We start from the raw sequence: 21,008 nt of genomic DNA, 5'->3' as shown, positions 1-21,008 counted from the left end.
ACGCGCGAGTCTCAGGACGGGCGGGGCGGCCGTGCAGGAAGCATGGGCTGGCCCGCCCGTCTGCATGTGGTCACCGGCAAGGGCGGCACCGGCAAGACCACGGTCGCCGGCGCGCTGGCGCTCGCGCTGGCCCGGGACGGCCGGCGGACGCTGCTGATCGAGGTCGAGGCCCGGCAGGGCATCGCGCAGGTCTTCGACCGCGACCCGCTGCCCTACCAGGAGCTGCGGATCGCCACGGCGAGCGGCGGCGGCGAGGTCCGCGCGCTGGCCGTGGACGCCGAGGAGGCGCTCCTGGAGTACCTGGAGATGTTCTACCGGCTCGGCGTGGCCGGCCGGGCGCTGCGCAAGGTCGGCGCCGTCGACTTCGCCACGACCGTCGCGCCGGGGCTCCGCGACGTGCTGCTGACCGGCAAGGTCAAGGAGGCGGTGACGCGCACCGTCGACGGCCGCCGGGTGTACGACGCGGTGGTCCTCGACGCGCCGCCGACGGGGCGGATCGGCCGGTTCCTCAACGTGACCGCCGAGACGGCCCGGCTGGCGAAGGTCGGCCCGATCAAGACGCAGAGCGAGGGCGTCGCGGCGATCCTGCGCTCGCCGATGACGGCTGTGCACGTGGTCACTCTTCTGGAGGAGATGCCGGTCCAGGAGACCGCGGACGCGATCGAAGAGCTCAGCCGGCTCGGCATCCCGATCGGCACGGTGATCGTCAACGCGACCCGCCCGCCCGTGCTGGCCGGGGCGAAGGTGACCCAGGCGGACCTGCGCCGGGGGTTGACCGCGGCGGGGCTCACCGCCGACAAGGAGACCCTCGCGGGGCTGGCGGGCGAGGCCAAGGCGTATCAGACCCGGGTCGCCGCGGAGGCGTCGCTGCGGGCCGACCTGCAGGGTCTCGGCCGGCCGGTGGTGGAGTTGCCCGTGCTCCCGGGTGGTGTCACCCCGCAGGCGCTGGAGTCCCTCGGTGATCTCTTGCTCACCTGAGCTTGACCGAGCGATGAACGGATACGCTCGCTAGGTGGGGACCCCCAAGCTCGACGTCGACGCGATCCTCGCCGACCCGGCGATCCGCATCGTCGTCTGCTGCGGCTCCGGCGGAGTCGGCAAGACCACGACCGCGGCCGCGCTCGCGGTGCGCGCCGCCGAGCGGCACAGCCGTCGCACGGTGGTGCTCACCATCGACCCGGCACGCCGGCTGGCGCAGGCGCTGGGCCTGACCGAGCTGGACAACACGCCGCGACTGGTCAAGGGCTTGCAGCCCGACGCGGCCGAGCTCCAGGCCATGATGCTGGACATGAAGCGGACCTTCGACGAGGTCGTGCTCGAGCACACCGACCCGAAGCGGGCCGAGGAGATCTTCGCCAACCCCTTCTACCAGGCCATGAGCTCCACGTTCTCCGGCACGCAGGAGTACATGGCGATGGAGAAGCTCGGCCAGCTGCGGGCCCGCGACGAGTGGGACCTGATCGTGGTCGACACGCCGCCGTCGCGCTCCGCGCTGGACTTCCTCGACGCGCCGGCGCGGCTGTCGCGGTTCCTGGACGGCAAGATGCTGCGGCTGCTGCTCGCCCCGGCCCGGGCCGGCGGGCGCAGCGTGTTCAACCTGGTGTCTGCCTCGTTCGGGCTGTTCAGCCGTACCGTCACCAAGATCCTCGGGGCGCAGCTGCTGACCGACCTGTCGGGGTTCGTCGGCGCCCTCGACTCGATGTTCGGCGGCTTCCGTGAGCGCGCCGAGCAGACGTACCGGGTGCTCCAGGCGCCGGAGACGGCGTTCCTGGTGGTGGCGGCGCCCGAGCCGGACGCGGTCCGGGAGGCGATGTATTTCGCCGGGCGGCTCGCGGCCGACCGGATGCCGCTGGCGGGTCTCGTGCTCAACCGGGTGGTGTCGGTGCCCGCGGCGCTGAGCGCCGACGATGCCCGTGCCGCCGCCGGCCGCCTCGACGAGCTGGGTGAGCATCCCGCGACGGCGGAGGTGCTGCGCGTGCACGCGGAGCTCGCGGACCAGCGGGACAGGCAGGCGGCGGTGTCAGGTCGGTTCCTGCGGGCCCACCCGGGTGTGCCGGTCGTGAAGATTCCGGCACAGCCCGCCGACGTCCATGACCTCGACGGGCTGCGCGCGATCGGATACTCGTTCTAGCCGGTGCCTCAGCCGGTCGGAACGAGCTCCTTGGTGGCGTCCTTCTCGTTACGATCCATGGCGGCTTCGAACATCTTGCGCCAGCTGGGCACCTGCGGGTGACGGCGCAGCAACGCACGGCGCTCGCGCTCGGTCATGCCGCCCCAGACTCCGAACTCGATCCGGTTGTCGAGGGCATCCGCCAGGCACTCATACCGCACGGGGCAGCTCCGGCAGATCCGCTTCGCCACGTTCTGCTCGGCACCCTGGACGAACAAAGCGTCCGGGTCGCCATTGCGACACGCGGCGATGCTGGGCCAGTCGACGACCATGCTCATATTTCCTCTTCCCCCCTTGGACTCCCCCCGGGTCCATCCGCCGTGCTTGCCCCAGCGAATAGCACCCAAACCACGTCCCCCCATGGCTTTTGGATGCAGTTCGCCGGGCTACCCGGCGCGACAGGAGGGTCCCCGGCCACGGGAACCCCGAGAGGAGCTTTCCGGAACATCATGCTCTGTAGTCGTCCAGTTACGCAACGTTGTTGCACCAGGTTAACCGGCCTTATGTGATCCACCAAAAGGCCGGAGCGTGCTACCGCTGCGTCACGACCGGGTGCGATTTGCCCAAAAAGCCCGCACCCCCGCGATCCGTGTATCAGACTCGGCTACGGGTCAACCTCACGCCCGGTGTCACGCGTCTAGGACAACGAGGACGCCACCATCAGGACGCGGCCTCATGACGCCGTCCCGTAGTCTGAGGAAGTGACCTGGATGCGCAAACGCGAACACGGCCTGCTGCCCAATGCAGCATCACTCCTGCTGTGTGGGCTGCTCGCGGGCTTGGTGGTCGCTGCGGCCGCATTCCCCGCGGTCGCGATGTCGGGCCTCGCCGCGAAGGCCGGCGCCGACACGTTCGAGAATCTGCCGACTGACATCGATGTGCTGCCGTCGCCGCAGATCAGTTATGTGTACGCATCCGACGGCAAGACCCTGCTGGCGATGATGTACGACGAGAACCGCCGCGACGTCACCAACCTCACCGACGTCGCCGACGTCATGCGCAAGGCGATCGTGGCCGCCGAGGACAACCGGTTCTACGAGCACCGCGGTGTCGACGTGAAGGGTGTGGCGCGCGCGTTCGTCGCCAACCAGAACGCCGGCGGCTCCGCCGAGCAGGGCGCCTCGACGCTGACCATGCAGTACGTGCGGCAGGCGATCTCCTACTCGGCCAAGACGCCGCAGGACGTGGTGGACGCCACCGACAAGACCCCCACGCGCAAGCTGCGCGAGATGAAGTACGCGATCGACCTTGAGAAGAAGCTCAACAAGGACGAGATCCTGCTTCGGTACCTCAACATCGCCGCGTTCGGTCACGGCGCCTACGGCATCTTCGCGGCCGCGCACGTGTACTTCGAGAAGGACCCGAAGGACCTGACCCTGCCCGAGGCCGCGCTCATCGCCGGCCTGGTCAAGGCGCCCGGCACGAGCGACCCGGCGACCGCCGAGGGCCTGCCCCGCGCGCTGGACCGGCAGAAGTACGTGCTCAACCAGATGGTCGCGATGGGCTACATCAACCAGCAGCAGGCCGACGAGGCCGGCAAGACCAAGCTGAACATCGTCGGCAAGCGCACGCCCGAGGGCTGCGAGTCGGTGCAGCGCCCCAACGAGCTGGGCGCCGGCTTCTTCTGCGACTACCTGCGCCGCTGGTGGATGGAGCAGAAGGTCTTCGGCGAGGACCAGTACCAGCGCGCCAACCGGCTCCGCGCCGGCGGCTACACGGTGATCTCCTCCCTCGACGTCAACACCCAGACCGCGGCCTTCAAGTACGCCGCCGACCAGCCGAACGTCGGCAAGAACGAGAAGATCCGGCTGGGCAACCAGAACGCGATCATGCTCGCCGCGGTCGAGCCGGGCACCGGCCGGGTCACGGCGATCGCGACGAACCGCACGTTCAGCAACGACAACAGCAAGAACGGGGCCAACACCAACCCGGACAAGAAGGGCCAGAAGGGCAACTACCCGAACACCACGGTGCCGATCATCACCGGTGACAAGGACATCCCCGGCTACCAGGCCGGCTCGACGTTCAAGATGTTCACCGCGGTGGCGGCGCTGGAGGCCGGCCTGCCCCTGGCGACGACGATCAACACCGAGAAGCAGTTCCAGTCGACCTTCAAGATCAACCCGAGCAGCCCGGCCGCCTGCAACGGCCCCTGGTACTGCCCGAAGAACGCCGGCGGCCAGTCCGGTCCGTACAACATGTGGACCGCGTTCGGCAGCTCCATCAACACGTACTTCGTGCCGCTGGAGCAGCAGGTCGGCGCCGACAAGGTGGTCGACGTGGCGAAGCGCCTCGGCATCCAGTTCAACGCCCCCGAGGACGCCAACCTGGCCCAGCCCCAGAACGCGAAGGGCTGGGGCGCCTTCACCCTCGGCGTCAGCGCCACCACGCCGCTGCAGCTGGCCAACGCCTACGGCACGCTCGCCGCGGACGGCCTGTACTGCGAGCCGACCCCGATCCTCGAGGTCAAGGACAACAGCGGCAAGAAGGTCGAGGGGCTCGACCCGAAGTGCAAGCAGGTCGTCGACAAGGAGGTCGCGCGCGCGGCCGTCGACATGGCCCGCTGCCCCGTCGGCGACCAGTCCGCCACCGGCAAGTGCGGCGGCGCCACCGCGGGCTACGCCCGCAAGTACGTCGGCCGCCCGGTCGCCGGCAAGTCCGGCACCACCGACTCGGAGAAGAGCGCCACGTTCGTCGCGATGACCAAGCAGCTCGCGGTCGGCGGCTTCCTCACCGACCCCGACTGGCCCGAGACCAACAAGGACATGAAGCACCCCCAGATCAACTACGCGACCCTGGGCACGCTCAAGGACGGCCTCGCCGGTAAGCCGGTGGTGCAGTTCACGGCGCCGACCAAGGACAAGTCGATGGGCAAGCTGGTGGAGATCCCGTCGGTCAAGTGCGCCCCGGTCGACCAGGCCCGCAGCCGCATCAGCCGGGCCGGCTTCACCGTGACGGTCTCCCCGAGCCAGGTCCCCTCCCCCTGCCCCGCCGGCACCGTCGCCCGCACCGAACCCGGCGGCGCCACGGTCAAGGGGGGCCAGGTCGCCCTGATCATCAGCAAGGGCCCCGGCAACCCCGCCCCGCCCTACCTGGGCACCGACCCCGCCACCGGCAACGGCGTCCGCGACGACACGGAATGCCCACTCCCCTGGGTCTGCTGACCCCGCACCACAGCACACAAAGCGGCCGCCCCGGACCTCCCGGGGCGGCCGCTCCCGTCTCCGCTCTTCTCCAACGCCCCGCACGCGAGGCCCTCGAATTGCCCAACCGGGCCTCGGCCGACACACGGAGTGCCGGACAGACGGGCGGGACTGGGCAGGTCAGGGGACGGCGCGAGCCGGACAGACCAGCGCAGGACAGGCAGGGCCGGGGCAGGCCGGGCCGGACCAGGGCGGGCCAGAGCAAGAGCGGGGCCGGCAAGCCAGGCCCGGGTCGAGGCAGGCCAGCCTGGCGGGTCGAGGCAGGCCAGGCGGGTCAAGGGCAGGGCAGGCGAGCCAGGCCGGGTCGGAGTCGCGCAGGCCAGGCGGGGCAGCACAACACCAGGGCGGCGCAGGACAGCCCAGGGCGGGGCGGGCCAAGGTCGGGCTACGGCAGGACGAGACAGAGCGGAGACGGGACCGCTGAGCGTCGAGGCCAGAGGCCGAGCGCCGAACCAGGCGCTCAGCTTGCAAGTGCGCTGCGCGACAACGAAGCACCCAGCTCTGAATGGCCCGGGCCGCGTCTGACCTGAATCCCTGGGTCGCTTAGCCGCACTCAGCCTCGGTCGCTCGGCCTCCGCCGCTCAGCCTCGCTCAGCCTCTGTCTGCCTCCGTCGTCGCTCAGCCCCGCTCGGTCTCCGTCGCTCGGACTCGGTCAGCCCCTGCACGGCCTCGGTCGGTGCTCCGTCGGTCAGGACTTCGCTAGCTGGGCGCGGACCTCGGCGGCGACGCGGCCGCCCTCGGCCCGGCCGGCGACCGCGGCCTGCGCGGCCTTCATCGCCTTGCCCATGCTCGCCATCCCGCTCAGCCCCTCCGCCGCGAGAGCGTCGCGCACGATGCCGGCGAGGTCGTCGTCGGAGAGCTGGGCAGGCAGGTATCCGGCGAGGATCTCCTCCTCGGCCCGCTCCTTCGCCGCCTGAGCCTCCCGGCCCGCGCCGGCGAAGGCCTCGGCGGCGTCGCGCCGCTTCTTCGCCTCCTTGGTGAGCACCGAGAGGATCTCCTCGTCGGAAAGCTCTCGGGCGGCCTCGCCGGCCACCTCGGCGTTGCGCACCGCGGTGATCGCCATCCGCAGGGTCGAGGTCACCAACCCGTCGCGGGCCTTCATGGCCGTGCGCAAGTCGGACTCCAGGCGCTCCTTCAACATGAACCAAGTCTATCCGCGGGGTCCGACACAAATTCGGTTGTAAAGGGCCGCTGAGGGCCGCCCGGTACGCTGGGCCAATGCGCGCGAAGACTGTCCGGCGACTTGCCGTCGGTACCGTTGCGGCCGGTGCCGCCACATTTGCCTATGCCTCGCTCGTCGAGCGCAACATGTTCACGCTGCGCAGGTTCGACGTGCCGGTGCTCGCGCCCGACGCGGAGCCGCTGCGGATCCTGCACCTGAGTGACTTCCACCTCACCCCCGGCCAGCACCGCAAGCAGCGCTGGATCGCCGAGCTCGCCGGCACCGACCCGGACCTGGTCGTCGTCACCGGTGACAACATGGCGCACGTCGATGCCGTTCCCGCGGTGGTGCGAGCGCTGACGCCCCTGCTCGATCGGCCCGGCGCCTTCGTGTTCGGCAGCAACGACTACCGCGGTCCGGTGCTGAAGAACCCGTTCGGGTACTTCGATCGCGACAAGCCGTATGTGCAGGGTGCCGTCCTGCCCACCGAGGAGCTGCGGGATGTGCTCACCGGCTCGGGCTGGTCGGACCTCAACAACGCGCGGACGACGATCAAGGCCGGCGGCCGCACCGTCGAGCTGGTCGGCGTCGACGACCCGCACATCGGCCGCGACGACTACGACAGCGTCGCGGGGCCGGCCCTGGCGGACGTCGACGTGCGCATCGGGCTCACGCACTCGCCGGAGCCCCGCATCCTGGACCGCATGGCCGACGACGGCTTCGACCTGCTGCTGGCCGGGCACACCCACGGCGGGCAGGTCGCGGTGCCGTTCTTCGGGGCGCTGGTGACCAACTGCGGCCTCGACCGTCGCATGGCGAAGGGCCTGCACCGCTGGCCGTTCTCCTCGGCGTTCCTGCACGTCTCCGCCGGTCTGGGCACCCACCCGACCGCGCCGGTCCGGTTCTCCTGCCCGCCGGAGGCGTCGATCCTGACCCTCGTCCCGCGATGACCGCCACGCCGGCCGTCCCCGCGGCGCCCGCCGCCGTCCGCAAGTGGCCCCGCCGGGCCGCGTACGCGGGCGTGGCCGGCGCGGCCGGGCTCGCCGTGCTGCTGCCGACGGGCACCGCGGGCGCCGGCTGGTTCCTGGCCGGTCAGGTCCTCAACGCCAATGCTGTGCGGGCCTGGCCGGTGCGGGTTCGCGCGTACGCCGGCAACCGCATCACCTTGACCCGCACTCCCGACACGGCCCGCTCGATGCCGCTCGCCTTCGTGTGGCCCGCCGGCCATGCGGTGCTCGGGCCTGTCATCGCCACCGATCGGGCGAGCGTGACCCGTGAGATCACGTCGCTGACCCGGGGGACACTGACCAGCGGGCTCAAGGGGTACACCACCGGCTATGTCTATGAAGGTGACCCCATGTCGGCCCGTGGGCTCCCTTTCGACGAGGTCCGCGTCCCGGCCGAGCTCGGCGACTGTCCGGCGTGGCTGGTGCCGCCGACGACCGGTCCCGCCGACGACACCTGGATCGTCGCCGTCCACGGCCGCGGCGCGCCGCGTGGTGAGGCTCTGCGCATCCTGCCGACCCTTGCCGAGTCCGGGCACAACACGCTCGTCGTCACGTACCGCAACGACCCGGAGGCGTTCCCGAGCCCCGACGCTCTGTTCCACCTCGGCCACACCGAGTGGCGTGACGTGCTGTCGGCGATCGACTACGCCCGCTCCGCCGGCGCCCGCCAGGTCATCCTGTATGGCTGGTCGATGGGCGGAGCCGCGATCCTCAACCTGTTGCGCTCGTGGGACCACGGCGGCTTCGTCCGCGGGATCGTCCTGGACTGCCCCGTCGTCGACTGGATCGCGACGTTGCGGATGAACGCCCGCCAGCTCAACGTCCCGCCCCTGTGGACCTGGACCGCCCTCAAGCTGATCCAGCACCGCCTGGGCGTGCGCTCCGCCGATCTGATCTACCGCGACGTGCCCCTGGACGTCCCGACCCTGCTGTACGTCGACCACGACGACCGCACGGTCGCCCCCGAGCCGACGGTCGCCCTGGCCGCGGCCTGCCCATCCGTCCAGCTCGTCGAGACCCGCGAGGCCGGTCACTGCCGCAGCTGGAACCTCGATCCGGCCGCTTACGAGTCCACCGTGAGCAGCTTCATCAAGTCCCTCTGACGCAACAGGGGATACCGAGTTGGAGCCCTGCCGAGCGTGGGCTACGATTACTCGGCACGCTCGGGGTATAGCGCAGCTTGGTAGCGCGCTTCGTTCGGGACGAAGAGGCCGTCGGTTCAAATCCGGCTACCCCGACAGCGTCCAGGGCCGGTCTTCCACACGGGAGGCCGGCCCTGAGTCATTTTTTTGTCGTACCCGCGTGGGATGCTGCGGGCATGAGCAAAGGTGACCTGCACCGCTATCTGCAGTCCGGCCGCGATGCGCTGCTGTGGAAGCTGGAAGGGCTGTCGGAATATGACGTACGGCGCCCGCTGGTGCCGACGGGCACCAACCTGCTCGGTCTGGTGAAGCACGTGGCCAGCGTCGAGTCGGGCTATTTCGGTGTGACGTTCGGCCGGCCGTTCGAGGAGCCGATGCCGTGGATCGGTCCGGGCGCCGAGCCGAGCGCCGACACGTGGGCCACGCCTGACGAGAGTCGCGAGCAGATCGTCGCCCTGTACCGGCGGGTGTGGGCACACTCCGACGCCACGATCGAGGCGCTGCCGCTCGACGCCGCCGGGCAGGTGCCGTGGTGGTCCGCCGGGCACCGCGACGTGACGCTGCACCGGATCCTGATCCACATGATCGCCGAGACGGACCGCCACGCCGGCCACGCCGACATCATCCGCGAGCTGATCGACGGCGCCGCCGGCTTACACCAGGGCAACGACAACCTGCCGGCCGAGGACAAGGCCTGGTGGGCGAGCCACTACGACCGCGTGGAGCGCGCGGCGAAGGAGGCCGGCGACGGGTGACGCTTGCGTTCCTACGGTGAGCGGGGCCGTCGCGGTGAGCGGGGCCGTCGCGGTGAGCGGGGCTGTCGTGCTCATCGAGGGCGCGGCGGTGGGAGCCCAGCAGAGCGGGTCACAAGACAACCCTGGAGCAACAAACTCACCAAGGCGGCCAATCCACCGGACCTGCTGCCCGCCGAATGTCCATCCCAGCGAACCGACCAGTCCACCGGAGCGACCATCCCAGCGGACCGGCAGCCCGCGGAGGTGCTGACCGTCTGCACGGGTCCTCGTAGCGGCCGGGTGCTTGCGACGGCGTCAGGTTCGTTGGGTCGGTACCCGTCGGTGTGGGTGCCCGTTCGCGTCGGCGTCCGTTTGGCGTCAGGTCCGTCGGTGTGGGTATCCGTCCGTGTTGGCATCCGTCCACTTCAGCGGCGGCATCCGTCCACGTTGGAGACGTTCGGTTGCGGGCGGCTACAGGCTGGCCGGCGGTGGCTGCTGGACGTGTCGCAGGGCGGTGATGGCGACCGTGGTGTAGGGCATCGTGAAGGTGCCGCCTAGGTGGTCGATGGCGGTGCCGACGCTGGCCAGGATCTCGGTCAGGCGGTCCTGGGGCACGCGGGTGAGGGAGCCTGACGTGGGGAGCTGGTCGAGCCAGGTGGCCGTGGTGTAGGTGTGCTCCCAGGAGAAGGTCCACTCCTCCGGCTCGGTGAAGGCGCCGGTCGCGCGGATGCCGGCGGCGGCCTGGGTGAACATCGGGCGGTACATCGCGACGCCCTGCACCGACGGCTGGATGGTGAAGGGGGTGTCGGGCAGGACCCGGTGGTAGACCTCGGCGAAGGTCTCCGCGAGCGGCGGAGGCAGCTCCCAGGTGTGCCAGAAGGCCGCTAGCAGGCCGCCCGGCCTGAGCACCTCAGCGGCCTTGGCCGCGCCCGCTGAGGGGTCCACCCAGTGCCAGGCGGTGGCGGCGACGACGGCGTCGAAGGAGCGGGCCGCGGGGTCCCAGGACTCGAAGGTCGAGACCTCGACGTCGATGCCGGTGGCGCGGGCGAAGGCGGCCATCCGGGGGTCGGGCTCGACGCCGAGCACCGTGCGGCCGGCGGCTCGCAGTTGGCGGCTCGCGATGCCGGTGCCGCAGCCGACGTCGAGGACATCTGGGCCGGGTGCGGTGGCGGTGATGCGGGCGATCAGCGCCTCCGGGTAGGCGAGGCGGGTCCGGTCGTAGCGGCCGGCGTCCACGCCGAACGACTCGGCAACCGCTCGGCGCTGCTCCGGGCTCGGACCCGGCTGCGGCGACAACGCCGGACCCGGCTGCGCCGACGACCCCGAAGCCGACGACAACCCCGAACCCGACGACAACCCCGAACCCGGCGATGACCCCGAAGCCGGCGCCGAAGTTGGCAACGGATCCGGCACCGGATCAAGGGACGGAGAGGGCGGGGACGAAGACGGCGGTAGAGTGGCCATGCGCCCACTATAAATGGGCAAGCGCCCATTCGGAACGGGCAAGCGCCCATCTGTAGCGGGAGCATGTCCGCACGACGGCTGGAACAAGCAGGACGGAGGCAGAGTGCCGACTGGGGTGGCGTTACGCGACGCGCGGCAGCAGTTGCTCGATGCGGCGGAGCGGGTGCTGTTGCGGGACGGACCGGGGGCGCTGACCAGCCGGACGGTCACGGCGGAGGCCGGCTGTGCCAAGGGCGTCCTGCACCGGCACTTCAAGGACTTCGACGACCTGCTCGTCGAACTCGTCCGCGACCAGGCCGGGCGGACGGTGGCCCGCGGGGATGCCCTGAAGGCCGCCGTGGGCACGGGCACCGTCCAGGACAACGTCGCCGAGGCGTTGGAGGAGTTGTTCAGCTCGGTGGCGGTGGCGGTGGTGCCGCTGATGACGTTCCGGGACGAGCTGCGGGCCAGGCTGCGTGAGACCTGGCCCACGAGCCTGCCGGTCCTGCAGGAGGCGGCCGAGTCGATCGCCGCCTACCTGGCCGCCGAGCGTGACCTGGGCCGCGTCGCCGCACAGGCCGACACCGACACCCTGGCGAGGATGCTGATCGGCACGGGCCATCTGCTGTACGCCGACCGCCGCGCCGCACCACCGGCCGGCGGGACCGTCCGAGCCACCATCGCCACCGCGCTCGCCGGCGGCGTCCCGCCCACCGTCGTCTGATTCGGCACCGCCGATCGACTGGACCGGACCGCCGAACGGTGGCGTGCGGCCGGTCCGTGGCCGGGCGTGGGCGCCCGAGGGGGTCGGTCTGCGTGGCGAGGTGGTCAGGTCCCGAACGAACCCGGCGTGGAACGATCGGCGCGCTCGTAGGCTCCGGCCAACCGGAGCGAAGGAGCACCGCCATGCCCGTCTTGGTCAAAGGCGCCAACACCGCCCTGTCGGCGACGTCCGTGCGGGCGGTTCTGGGATGGACCGCCGGCGCCGGAGTGCCCGATGTCGACGTCTCGGCGCTGCTGCTCACCGCCGCCGGAACAGTGCGCGGGGATCAGGACTTCGTCTTCTACAACCAGCCGGTCCATCCTGGCGGCGCGGTGCGTCACGCCGGGAAGCAGATGGCGGGCGGCCCGGCGCACGACAGCATCGTCGTCGACCTGGCGCGGGTCGACCGCGGGGTGGAGCGGGTCGTGATCGCCGCCTCCGCGGACGGCGGGACGTTCGGGCAGGTGCCGGGGCTGCACATCAGCATCGTGGACGCCACGCTCGGCACGGAGATCGCGCGATTCGACGACATGCGGGCGACGTCGGAGCGGGCTTTCGTCGCGGGTGAGCTGTACCTGCGCAACGGCGCCTGGAAGTTCCGGGCGGTCGGACAGGGGTGGGACTCGGGCCTGGCCGGCCTGGCGACGGCGTTCGGCATCACCGTCGACGACGAACCGCCGGCAAAGGCCGCCCACCAGATCCCGGCCCAGCCGCCCACCCAGGCACCGACCATGACACCGGTGGCACCGATGGCACCGGCCGCGGCCGCGATGCCGCCTGCGGCGCCGTCCCGGCACACCGGAGTCCTCCCGAGGCAGGGATGGGCGCCACCCGTACCCCGGCAGCCGACGACGATCAGTCTCACCAAGGGCAGCGGCCCAGCCCGCCTCACCAAGACGGCCACGATCGTCGCGTCGGCGTCATGGAGTTCGAGGACGGACTACGACCTGTACGCGCTCGTCGTCACCAGAGACGGCAAGGTGCACCACGTCGCGCGGTTCGGCGCTATAGGGGTCAGGGCGTCGTCGAAGTTCCGCGGCGTCCGGCAGGAGGGCGACGTCGGCCGGGCCGCGGGTGCGCAGGGGACGGCGACCGAGCGGTTGACGATCGCGTTCGACGACACCATCGCGGCCGTCGTCCCCGTCGCGTACTCGGCGCAGTCGAACGGGACCGGGTCGTTCCACCAGTACCGGGTGTCGCTCGCGGTCGACAACGGCGCCGGGGAACGCGTCACGATCGACGCCAGCAACGGCAACCGGAACAACCGGATCTACACGTGCGTGCCCGCGGTGATCCACAACGGGCGGGACGGCAACGTGTGGGTGGAGTACCTGGAGGCGTACTCGCGGCCCAACTCGGAGTGCCGGCCGGACGCGCACATCGGACCCGACGGGCGGGTCGTGGTGCGGATGGACGCGGGGCCGGTCAACCGGTTCAAGTAGCCGTCAGAAGATCTTGCCGGGGTTGAGGATGTTGTCGGGGTCGAGGGCGGCCTTGATCGAGCGGTGCGCCTTCAGGCCGGTGGGGCCGATCTCCCGGGCGAGCCAGTCGCGCTTGAGGAGGCCGACGCCGTGCTCTCCGGTGGAGGTGCCGCCGAGGGAGAGGCCCAGGGACATGATGGCGTCGAAGACCTTCTGGCCGCGGGCCAGGCTGGTGGGGTCGGAGCGGTCGATGACGATGATCGGGTGGAGGTTGCCGTCGCCGGCGTGGCCGACGGTGGCGACCACCACGCCGTGGGTGGCGGCGATGGACTCGATGCCTTCGATGAGCTCGACGAGCCGGGTGCGCGGGACGGCGACGTCGTCGACCATGATGCCGCCGCCGCCCGGGTAGAGCTGCGCGGCGAACTGCTCCAGCGCGGGGTGGGCGAGGCGGCGGGCGGCGAGGAGGGCGTCGGCCTCGACGCTGTCGGTGGCGACGTGGATGTCGGAGGCCTGCGCGTGGCGGCAGAGGGCGGCGATCGCGGCGAGGTCGTCGGGGGCCCGGCTGCCGGAGTCGACGGCGGCGATGAGCAGCGCGGCGGCGGTCGTGGGCAGGTCCATGGGGCGGTACGCCTCGATGGCGCTGAGGCTGACCCGGTCGATGACCTCCAGCATGCTGGGCTGCAGGCCGGAGGCGATCACGGACGAGACGGCGGCGCCCGCGGCGGGGAGGGTGTCGAAGACGGCGACGAGGGTGAGGGAGTCGGCGGGCGCGGGGCGCAGCTTGACGGTGATCTCGGTGATGACGCCGAGGGTGCCCTCGGAGCCGACGAAGAGGCTGGTGAGGTCGTAGCCGGCGACGCCCTTGGCGGTGCGCCGACCGCAGTTGAGGACCTCGCCGCTGGCCAGGACCACCTCGAGGCCGATGACGTGGTCGCTGGTGACGCCGTACTTCACGCAGCACATGCCGCCGGCGTCGGTGGAGACGTTGCCGCCGATGGTGGACTGCTCCCAGGAGCCGGGGTCGGGCGGGTAGTAGAGGCCCTTGTCGGCGACGGCGCGGCGGAGCTGGGCGTTGACGACGCCGGGCTGGACGACGGCGACACGGTTCGCGGCGTCGATGTCGATGATCTCGTTCATGGCGATGAGGGACAGCACGATCGCGCCGTCGATGGCGTTCGCGCCGCCGGCCAGGCCGGAGCGGGCACCCTGCGGGATGACGGGGACGCGGTGCTGACTCGCGGCGCGGAGGACGGCGGAGACCTGGCCGGTGGTCCGGGGACGGACGACGACCGCGGGGGTGCCGTACGCGCACAGGTCGGCCTCGTCGTGCTCGTACGAACGCAGCAGGTCCGGGTCGGTGATGACACCGCCTTCGTGAGGCAGTGCGGCACGGAGCGCCTGAATGAGATCCATGCTGAGATCCATGTTTGGCAGGCTAGTAGGCGTGCTCTACATCGACACGCCGCGGTGGCCGGCGCACGGCAGGTTCTGGGCCCATCTGATCAGCGACGTGTCGGCGGCGGAGCTGCACGCGTTCGCGGAGCTGCTGGGGGCGCCGCGGCGCGGGTTCGAGCGGGATCACTACGACGTGCCCGCCGAGATGGCGCAGCGGGCCGTCTGGCTGGGCGCGGAGCGGGTGACCGGCAAGGAGATCGTGGCGCGCCTGAAAGCTGCCGGCCTGCGTCGGCCACGGCATTTGTCCGACTCCACTGGCGCATCCAAGACAGTGAAATAGCTGCTCAGGGGTTGTTTTTGGAGGTAACTTAGGCGACCCTTGCTTAGGTAAGGCTAAGCGAGGAGTGCACCGTGTATGTCTGCATCTGTGCCCGCGTCCGGGAGTGCGAGATCCGGCGGGCCATCCGCGCCGGGGCGCACAGCGAGGACGCCGTCGGCGACGAGTGCGGCGCCGGCACCGGCTGCGGGACCTGCCTCGATCGGGTGGCGGACCTGATCGAGGCCGAGGCGCCGAATGCGGTATTGCCCGCTTTGGCCTAGAAAAGCGGCTACCCTGCCCACATGCAGGGGGATGCACGAGTCATTGAATTTCTCAACGAACAACTGACCGCCGAGCTCACGGCGATCAACCAGTACTTCCTTCACGCCAAGATGCAGGAGAACTGGGGATACACGGTCCTGGCGAAACACACCCGGCACGAGTCGATCGACGAGATGAAGCACGCCGAGGTGCTGACCGACCGGATCCTGTTCCTGGACGGTCTGCCCAACTATCAGCGCCTCTTCGCGCTGCGAATCGGCGAGACCGTGCCGGAGCAGTTCAAGTGCGACATGCAGATCGAGATGGAGGCCGTCGACCGGCTGCGGCGCGGCATCGAATACATGCGCTCGATCGGCGACGTGACGTCGGCCAACATCTTCGAGGAGATCCTCGAGGACGAGGAGCACCACGTCGACTACCTGGAGACCCAGCTGGCCCTCATCGAGAAGCTGGGCGAGCCCTTGTACCTGCAGAACGTCACGGAGCATCCAGAAGCGTCGTGATCTCGGCCCGCAGGTTGTCGTGTGCGCGGGCGGTCCACTCCGCCCGCGCCGGCACCGCGCGGAACAGCGATGGCTCGGCGAGGAACGCCCCCAGGATCTGTGCCCGCCCGGAGCGGAAGGCTTCCTCAGGGACGGCCGCGTACTCCGCTCGTACAGACGCCGCATAACGGGCATATTCGGCCGGCGGTGCCGCGAGGATGGCGAGGTCGGCGTCCGCGAGCAGGGCGCCGTTGCGGTCACCGCCGGCGACGGTGTGGCCCGCCGTCAGGCGGACGAGCCGGGCCACCTCGGCCGCCCGGTCCGGCGAGACGCCCAGGCCGGGCAGCACGTCCAGCGCCAGGACGGCGCTGCGCTCCTCATTGTCGGCGGCGAACGGCTCGTAGACCGCGTCGTGGAACCACGCCGCCATCCGCACGGCGTCGACGTCGTCGGCGGCATCGCCGTGATCGTCGATGACCTGGAGCATGAAGCCCAGGTGGTCGAGGGTGTGGTACCGCCGGTGCGGCTCCGACCAGCGGGCGATCAGATCGGCCCCGATCGAAGCGTCACCGGGAAACAGGCGCTGCCAGTCAGCCAACGACACCATACGAGGACTGTAGGGCCTCCACGATGTGCTCGATGCTGACCGCCCGTCCCGCGGCGCGGTCCCGCTGGTGGTCCGGCAGCAGCGGCAGCGTCACGGAGCGCAGCGTCTGCGCGTCCGGCGGCTCCGTGAGCCGGTGCCGGGCCCGCAGGCCGTCCGCGGCGCCGATCAGCCGCGCCGCGTGCCCCGGGTCGTCGGCCGCGACCAGCGCCGCGACCACGTCCAGCGAGATCGCCAGGTCCAGCCGGTCGCCGACCTCGTGCCGGGTGACCAGCGCGGTCACCAGCAGCCGCAGCGCCTCGACCCGGTCGCCCTCCAGCCGGGCGGCGAGGCCGAGCTGGTGCTGGGCCATCGCGGCGCCGAACGCGTCGCCGATCTGCCGGCTGAGGGTGAGGCTCTCGTCGAGGGCCTCGCGGGCCGCGGCGACGTCGCCCCGGGCGAGCATGATCTGCCCGAGGCACTCCAGGGCGAGCTGGATGCCCCGCGTGTTGCCGGCGGCACGCTCCAGCGCGAGACACTCGGTGGCGTAACGCTCGGCGACGGCGATCTCACCCTGCGACAGGGAGACCTTGCTCAGGTTGCCCAGCGACGCGGCGACCCCCTGCGGCACGTCGAGCTCCCGCCAGATCGCCAGGCTGTGCCCGAAGTGCTCGGTCGCGGCCGCGTGGTCGCCGCCGCCGATCGCCGCGATGCCCATCGCGTTGTGCGCGTGGCCCACGGTGGCGCGGTCCCCCGCCGCGGTCGCCTTCTCCAGGGCGGAGGCGCCGTAACGGAACGCCTCCTCGTGCTCGTCCTGGGTCGCGGCGAGGATGGCGGCGGCGTGCAGCAGCCGCGCCAGGGCGCCGTCCTCGAGTCCCGGGGCCGCCAGCAGCGCCGAGAGCCATTCGCGACCCTCGTTGATGTGGGCGCCGTTTCGCCAGTACCGCCAGAGCCCCAGACAGATCCGGGTCTTGATGCCCACGCCCGCGTGCGCGAAGGCGGCCCGCACGTTCTGGTAGTCCGCCTCGACCCGGCCCGTCCACTCGACCTGCTCCGGCCCGGACAGGCCGGCGGCCGACGCCTCCGCGAACTCGGCGTAGAAGTCGGCGTGCCGGTCCAGCGGCGCGGCCTCGTCGCCGAGGCGGTGCCTGGCGTACGAGCGGATCGTCGACAGCAGCCGGAACCGGCCGTCGTCCTCGTCCCGGACGACCAGGTGCTTGTCGACGAGCCCTTCGAGCCGCTTGACCAGCAGGTCGAGGTCGCCGCCGGGCAGCGTGACGGCGAGCGCGGCGGCGGCCGTCCAGCCGCCGGCGAACACGGACAGCTCCGTGAGCAGCCGCTGCCCCTCGGCGTCGAGCAGCACGAAGCTCCAGTCGATCGCCCCGCGCAGGGTCTGCTGCCGCGCCGGCAGGTCCCGCGGGCCGGCGCCGCCGAGGGAGTCGAGGTCGCGGTCGAGGTGCTCGGTGAGGTGGTTGAGCAGCTCGTCGGGGGTCCAGCGGTCGATGTGCGCGGCGGCCAGCTCGATGGCGAGCGGCAGGCCGTCGAGCCGCCGGCACAGCGCCGCGACCGGCAGCGCCGTGTCGATGGTGATCTCGAAGTCGGCGTCGACGGCCCGGGCGCGCTGCTCGAAGAGCGTCACCGCGGGCGAGTCGGCGAGCGTCGGCACCTGGTACACCTGCTCGCCGTAGAGCGAGAGCCGCTCCCGGCTGGTGACCAGCGCGCGGACGCCCGGCGCCGCGGCCAGCAGGTCGCTGACCAGGGCCGCGCCGTCGTCGACCACCTGCTCGAAGTTGTCCAGGACCAGCAGCAGCTCCGACTCCTCGAGCTGGTCCAGCACCGTGTCGAAGAGGTGCTGGTCGGGCAGCTCGCTGACCTGCAGCGCCCGCGCCAGGGCGGCGGTCATCTGCTCGGCGTCGATGCTGTCGGCGAGCGGCACGAACACGGCGCCGCCCTCGAAGTCGTCGGCGACGGTGGTGGCGGCCGCCAGCGACAGCCGGGTCTTGCCGATGCCGCCGGGGCCGACCAGCGTGACCAGCCGCGCGTCCCGGATCAGGGCGGCGACCTTCGCGGTCTCCCGGTCCCGTCCGACGAGCCGGGTCATCGGCACGGGCAGCCGGCTGCGGCGGCGCCTCGCCTTCGGTGGCTTGACCGTCCAGGTGCCGTCGGGGGCGCCGATGAGCTCGCCCTGCGACCGCAGCCGCGCCAGCTCCGCCTCGGCCTTCGCCGGCAGGCCGCCGGAGCGCTCGACGAGCCGGTCGACCAGCGCCTTGCTGGGCTCGCCGGCCAGGGCGATGCGCATCCAGATGCGCAGCGTCGCCGGCGACCACGGGGTCAGCTCGACGACGGCCTCGCGCAGCCCGGTGCGGCGCGGGTCGTCGTCGCGCGGGTTCGTGGTCGCGTACACGATCGCCGCGGCGTCCCCGAGCTCCGGCAGCGGGTCGCCCACGTCCGCCAGCAGGATGCATCCGGGGGTGCGCTCCGCCGCCAGTACAGCCGGAAAACCGCGCAAACGGGCGATCTGGGCGACTTCCCGGAGGAAGCGGGTGTGGCCCGCGCCCGGTGGGCCGACGATCCGCAGGGCGGCGTGGCCACCGGCGGCGACCCTCGTGAGGAACTCCTGCGTGCTGCTCAGCGCCGCGTCGCGCTCCCACAGCCGGGACGAGCCGCCACCCTGGCCGCCCGAGACCTCGACGTCGTCGCCGACCGCCTGCCCGCGGCCGCGGCGCTTCGCCAGATAGTTGCGGCGGTCGGCGGCGGCGATCAGGGTCTCGCCGTCGGTACCGTCGACCGGGCTGGTCGCCACGCCGAGGCTGATCGACAGGTGCAGCGGCGGGGTGCCGGCGAACTCCCGGGCGCGGATCTCGTCGGTCAGCCGGATCGCGAGGCGCAGCGCCTCGTCGGCGCCGGTGTTGGGCAGCAGCAGCACGAACTCGTCGCCGCCGTAGCGGAACAGCATGTCGTCGGTGCGGATGAGCTCGGCGATCCGGTCGGCGAGCTGGCGCAGCAGCAGGTCACCGCGGAGGTGGCCGAAGGCGTCGTTGACCGTCTTGAAGTGATCGACGTCGAACAGCAGCAGGCTGCACCCGGCGACGTCGTGCAGGGCGTCGTCCAGCGCGGCACGCGAATGAGCACCGGTGACTGGATCCATCGTCACCGGTGCTGGGCCGCCCTGCACGTTCATTGTCAACTTGATCGGCCTTCCGGGGTCGCCGATGAGGTGTTCAGCAGGTTTTGACCGTCCGGTGTCCACCCGCTGGATGTTCGTCGGCGCCGAATGTCTCTTTGCGTCCGCGGGACGTGACTATCTGTAAGCCCTCCTGCATGTTGGGTGAGCCGGCACCGATCGGGCCGGACCCCAGGAAGGAGCACTGGTGGCAGCTCACAGGACTGTCGTCGCGGGTGCGTTGGCGCTTGGTCTCATGTCACCCGTCGTCGTGGAACCGGACACACCGGCCGCTTTCGCCCACGACCAAGGGTCGAAGGTCTGGCACGCGGACGCGTGGTCCAACGCCGGCGGCACCGGGCTCACCGCCACCGACCTGGGCAACGCCTACTCCTCGCAGGTCGGCGGCGGCGACGGTACGGGGGTCGGCGTCGCGCTGATCGACACCGGCGTCGTGAACGTGGCCGGCCTGCCCGCGTCGCAGGTCGTCAACGGGCCCGACCTGTCGTTCGAGTCGCAGTCCGCGAACCTGCGCTACCTGGACACGTTCGGCCACGGTACGCATCTCGCCGGCATCATCGTCGGCAACGACCCCGCGACCGGCTTCCGCGGCATCGCCCCCAAGGCGAAGCTGACCTCGATCAAGGTCGGCGCATCCGGTGGTGCCGTGGACGTCTCGCAGGTCATCGCCGGGATCGACTGGGCCGTGCAGCACCGCAACGACGACAAGGCCAACCCGATCCGGATCATCACCCTCGCGTACGGCACCGACAGCACCCAGCCGACCCTCTACGACCCGCTGAACTACGCCGTGGAGAACGCGTGGCGCAACGGCGTCGTCGTCGTGGCCGCGGGCGGCAACGACGGCACCGTCGCCACGCTCACCAACCCGGCCAACGACCCGTCGGTGCTGTCCGTCGGCTCGGCCTCGGTCAACAACACCGTCAGCAGCGCCGACGACACCGCGTCGTCGTTCAACTCCCGCGGTGTCGCGCGCAACCTGGACCTGCTCGCACCCGGCGAGCAGATCGTGTCGCTGCGCGACCCGGGCTCCTACCTCGACCAGACCTACCCGGGCGCCCGCGTGGGCGACAGGTACTTCCGGGGCAGCGGCAGCTCGCAGGCCGCGGCGGTGACGTCCGGCGGCATCGCCCTGCTCCTGCAGAAGCGCCCCACCCTCACCCCCGACCAGGTCAAGGCGCTGCTCAAGAGCACCGCCACGGCGCTGCCGGGCGGCGTGGGCGAGCTCAACCTGGCCGCGGCGGTCAAGGCCGCGACCCCGGCAACGGTCCAGAGCGCCGGCACGGCGGCGGGCGTCGGGTCGTTGGAGTCCGCGCGCGGCTCCAACCACGTCGTGCACGACAACCAGCAGCTGGTCGGCGAGTTCGACATCTTCGGCGGCTTCAACTCCGCGGTCTGGGCGCAGGCGGCCCGCAACGGCACCTCCTGGAACGGCGGCGTGTGGATGGGCCGCCGCATGGCGGGCGACGGCTGGACCGGCACCTCGTGGGCGTCGAAGACCTGGGCCTCGGCGGCGTGGGCCGGCGAGAGCTGGGCCGACGAGACCTGGTACGACGACACGTGGTCGGGCCACTACTGGTCCGGCGGGACGTGGTCGGGGCACTACTGGAGCGGGCACTACTGGAGCTCCAGCACCTGGTCCGCGAAGCGCTGGAAGTGAGGTGGTCGGGGGGGCCCGCCGGGGCGGGGGACCGCGGGGTTTATTGGGGGGTTTT

General features: G+C 71.3%; 18 protein-coding genes and 1 tRNA gene. 13 read left to right on the top strand and 6 right to left on the bottom strand.

The features are described 5' to 3' along the window. The first annotated feature begins 42 nt into the window (after positions 1 to 42). Both AB0J72_RS39460 and AB0J72_RS39455 read left to right on the top strand, forming a co-directional pair. Positions 43 to 978 carry an ArsA-related P-loop ATPase gene (locus AB0J72_RS39460; RefSeq protein WP_363408615.1) on the top strand — a complete coding sequence of 312 codons (936 nt, stop codon included), beginning with the start codon at positions 43 to 45 and terminating at the stop codon, positions 976 to 978. Positions 979 to 1,012: 34 nt separating this feature from the next. Next, entirely contained in the window at positions 1,013 to 2,131 is a 1,119-nt protein-coding gene (locus tag AB0J72_RS39455; RefSeq protein ID WP_363408612.1) for an ArsA-related P-loop ATPase, read from the top strand. An 8-nt stretch (positions 2,132 to 2,139) separates the two neighbouring features. Here the strand turns inward: AB0J72_RS39455 and AB0J72_RS39450 are convergent, their stop codons facing one another. After that, positions 2,140 to 2,448 carry a WhiB family transcriptional regulator gene (locus tag AB0J72_RS39450; protein ID WP_344515926.1) on the bottom strand — a complete coding sequence of 103 codons (309 nt, stop codon included), beginning with the start codon at positions 2,446 to 2,448 and terminating at the stop codon, positions 2,140 to 2,142. Positions 2,449 to 2,880: 432 nt separating this feature from the next. Between AB0J72_RS39450 and AB0J72_RS39445 the strand changes: the two genes are divergently transcribed. After that, positions 2,881 to 5,334, top strand: coding sequence for a transglycosylase domain-containing protein (locus AB0J72_RS39445; RefSeq protein WP_363408609.1), 2,454 nt, complete (start codon positions 2,881 to 2,883; stop codon positions 5,332 to 5,334). Between the two features lie 727 nt (positions 5,335 to 6,061). On the opposite strand, the gene AB0J72_RS39440 is transcribed toward AB0J72_RS39445, so the two are convergent. Next, a complete protein-coding gene (locus AB0J72_RS39440) occupies positions 6,062 to 6,514 on the bottom strand; it encodes a GatB/YqeY domain-containing protein (RefSeq protein ID WP_344514212.1) in 453 nt (150 codons plus the stop codon). A 77-nt stretch (positions 6,515 to 6,591) separates the two neighbouring features. On the opposite strand from AB0J72_RS39440, the gene AB0J72_RS39435 reads away from it, so the two are divergent. The 4 genes from AB0J72_RS39435 (at position 6,592) to AB0J72_RS39420 (ending at position 9,439) form a co-directional block, all read left to right on the top strand. Beyond that, positions 6,592 to 7,485, top strand: a complete 894-nt coding sequence (locus tag AB0J72_RS39435; RefSeq protein WP_363408605.1) for a metallophosphoesterase — start codon at positions 6,592 to 6,594, stop codon at positions 7,483 to 7,485. Next, positions 7,482 to 8,645 carry a prolyl oligopeptidase family serine peptidase gene (locus AB0J72_RS39430; protein ID WP_363408602.1) on the top strand — a complete coding sequence of 388 codons (1,164 nt, stop codon included), beginning with the start codon at positions 7,482 to 7,484 and terminating at the stop codon, positions 8,643 to 8,645. Before AB0J72_RS39435 ends, AB0J72_RS39430 begins: the two co-directional genes overlap by 4 nt. Positions 8,646 to 8,706: 61 nt before the next feature. Beyond that, positions 8,707 to 8,780: transfer RNA gene (locus tag AB0J72_RS39425), tRNA-Pro, on the top strand. A gap of 80 nt (positions 8,781 to 8,860) precedes the next feature. Beyond that, on the top strand, positions 8,861 to 9,439 hold the full coding sequence (locus AB0J72_RS39420) for a DinB family protein (protein ID WP_363408599.1): 579 nt from the start codon (positions 8,861 to 8,863) through the stop codon (positions 9,437 to 9,439). Between the two features lie 450 nt (positions 9,440 to 9,889). Here AB0J72_RS39420 and AB0J72_RS39415 read toward each other — a convergent pair whose 3' ends face one another. Next, entirely contained in the window at positions 9,890 to 10,714 is an 825-nt protein-coding gene (locus AB0J72_RS39415; RefSeq protein ID WP_363408596.1) for a class I SAM-dependent methyltransferase, read from the bottom strand. A gap of 271 nt (positions 10,715 to 10,985) precedes the next feature. On the opposite strand from AB0J72_RS39415, the gene AB0J72_RS39410 reads away from it, so the two are divergent. Further along, a complete protein-coding gene (locus AB0J72_RS39410) occupies positions 10,986 to 11,585 on the top strand; it encodes a TetR/AcrR family transcriptional regulator (protein WP_363408593.1) in 600 nt (199 codons plus the stop codon). Positions 11,586 to 11,767: 182 nt separating this feature from the next. Beyond that, entirely contained in the window at positions 11,768 to 13,066 is a 1,299-nt protein-coding gene (locus AB0J72_RS39405; protein ID WP_363408590.1) for a TerD domain-containing protein, read from the top strand. 3 nt (positions 13,067 to 13,069) lie between these two features. Here the strand turns inward: AB0J72_RS39405 and AB0J72_RS39400 are convergent, their stop codons facing one another. Continuing rightward, entirely contained in the window at positions 13,070 to 14,461 is a 1,392-nt protein-coding gene (locus tag AB0J72_RS39400) for an FAD-linked oxidase C-terminal domain-containing protein (RefSeq protein ID WP_363408587.1), read from the bottom strand. Between the two features lie 31 nt (positions 14,462 to 14,492). On the opposite strand from AB0J72_RS39400, the gene AB0J72_RS39395 reads away from it, so the two are divergent. From AB0J72_RS39395 to bfr, 3 genes are all read left to right on the top strand, one after another. After that, entirely contained in the window at positions 14,493 to 14,783 is a 291-nt protein-coding gene (locus AB0J72_RS39395) for a DUF4031 domain-containing protein (protein WP_363408584.1), read from the top strand. 71 nt (positions 14,784 to 14,854) lie between these two features. Next, the gene (locus AB0J72_RS39390; RefSeq protein WP_363408581.1) at positions 14,855 to 15,043 is read left to right on the top strand and encodes a (2Fe-2S)-binding protein; all 189 of its coding nucleotides are present in this window, start codon (positions 14,855 to 14,857) and stop codon (positions 15,041 to 15,043) included. Between the two features lie 21 nt (positions 15,044 to 15,064). After that, complete coding sequence (bfr, locus tag AB0J72_RS39385) at positions 15,065 to 15,547, top strand: bacterioferritin (RefSeq protein WP_344514230.1); 483 nt, start codon at positions 15,065 to 15,067, stop codon at positions 15,545 to 15,547. Here the strand turns inward: bfr and AB0J72_RS39380 are convergent. Both AB0J72_RS39380 and AB0J72_RS39375 read right to left on the bottom strand, forming a co-directional pair. After that, positions 15,522 to 16,133 (bottom strand): metal-dependent phosphohydrolase, encoded by a 612-nt coding sequence (locus tag AB0J72_RS39380; protein ID WP_363408578.1) that lies wholly within the window; start codon positions 16,131 to 16,133, stop codon positions 15,522 to 15,524. The two genes, bfr and AB0J72_RS39380, sit on opposite strands and share 26 nt — an antisense overlap. Next, positions 16,117 to 19,257 (bottom strand): diguanylate cyclase, encoded by a 3,141-nt coding sequence (locus tag AB0J72_RS39375; protein WP_363408575.1) that lies wholly within the window; start codon positions 19,255 to 19,257, stop codon positions 16,117 to 16,119. Before AB0J72_RS39375 ends, AB0J72_RS39380 begins: the two co-directional genes overlap by 17 nt. A 286-nt stretch (positions 19,258 to 19,543) precedes the next feature. Between AB0J72_RS39375 and AB0J72_RS39370 the strand changes: the two genes are divergently transcribed. Next, entirely contained in the window at positions 19,544 to 20,953 is a 1,410-nt protein-coding gene (locus AB0J72_RS39370) for a S8 family serine peptidase (protein ID WP_363408572.1), read from the top strand. The last annotated feature ends 55 nt before the right edge of the window (positions 20,954 to 21,008 follow it).

This window comes from Dactylosporangium sp. NPDC049742 (assembly GCF_040674675.1).
Classification (GTDB): domain Bacteria; phylum Actinomycetota; class Actinomycetes; order Mycobacteriales; family Micromonosporaceae; genus Dactylosporangium; species Dactylosporangium maewongense.
The sequence above is the reverse complement of the archived record's forward strand: the minus strand, read 5'-3'. Positions and strand labels throughout refer to the sequence as shown.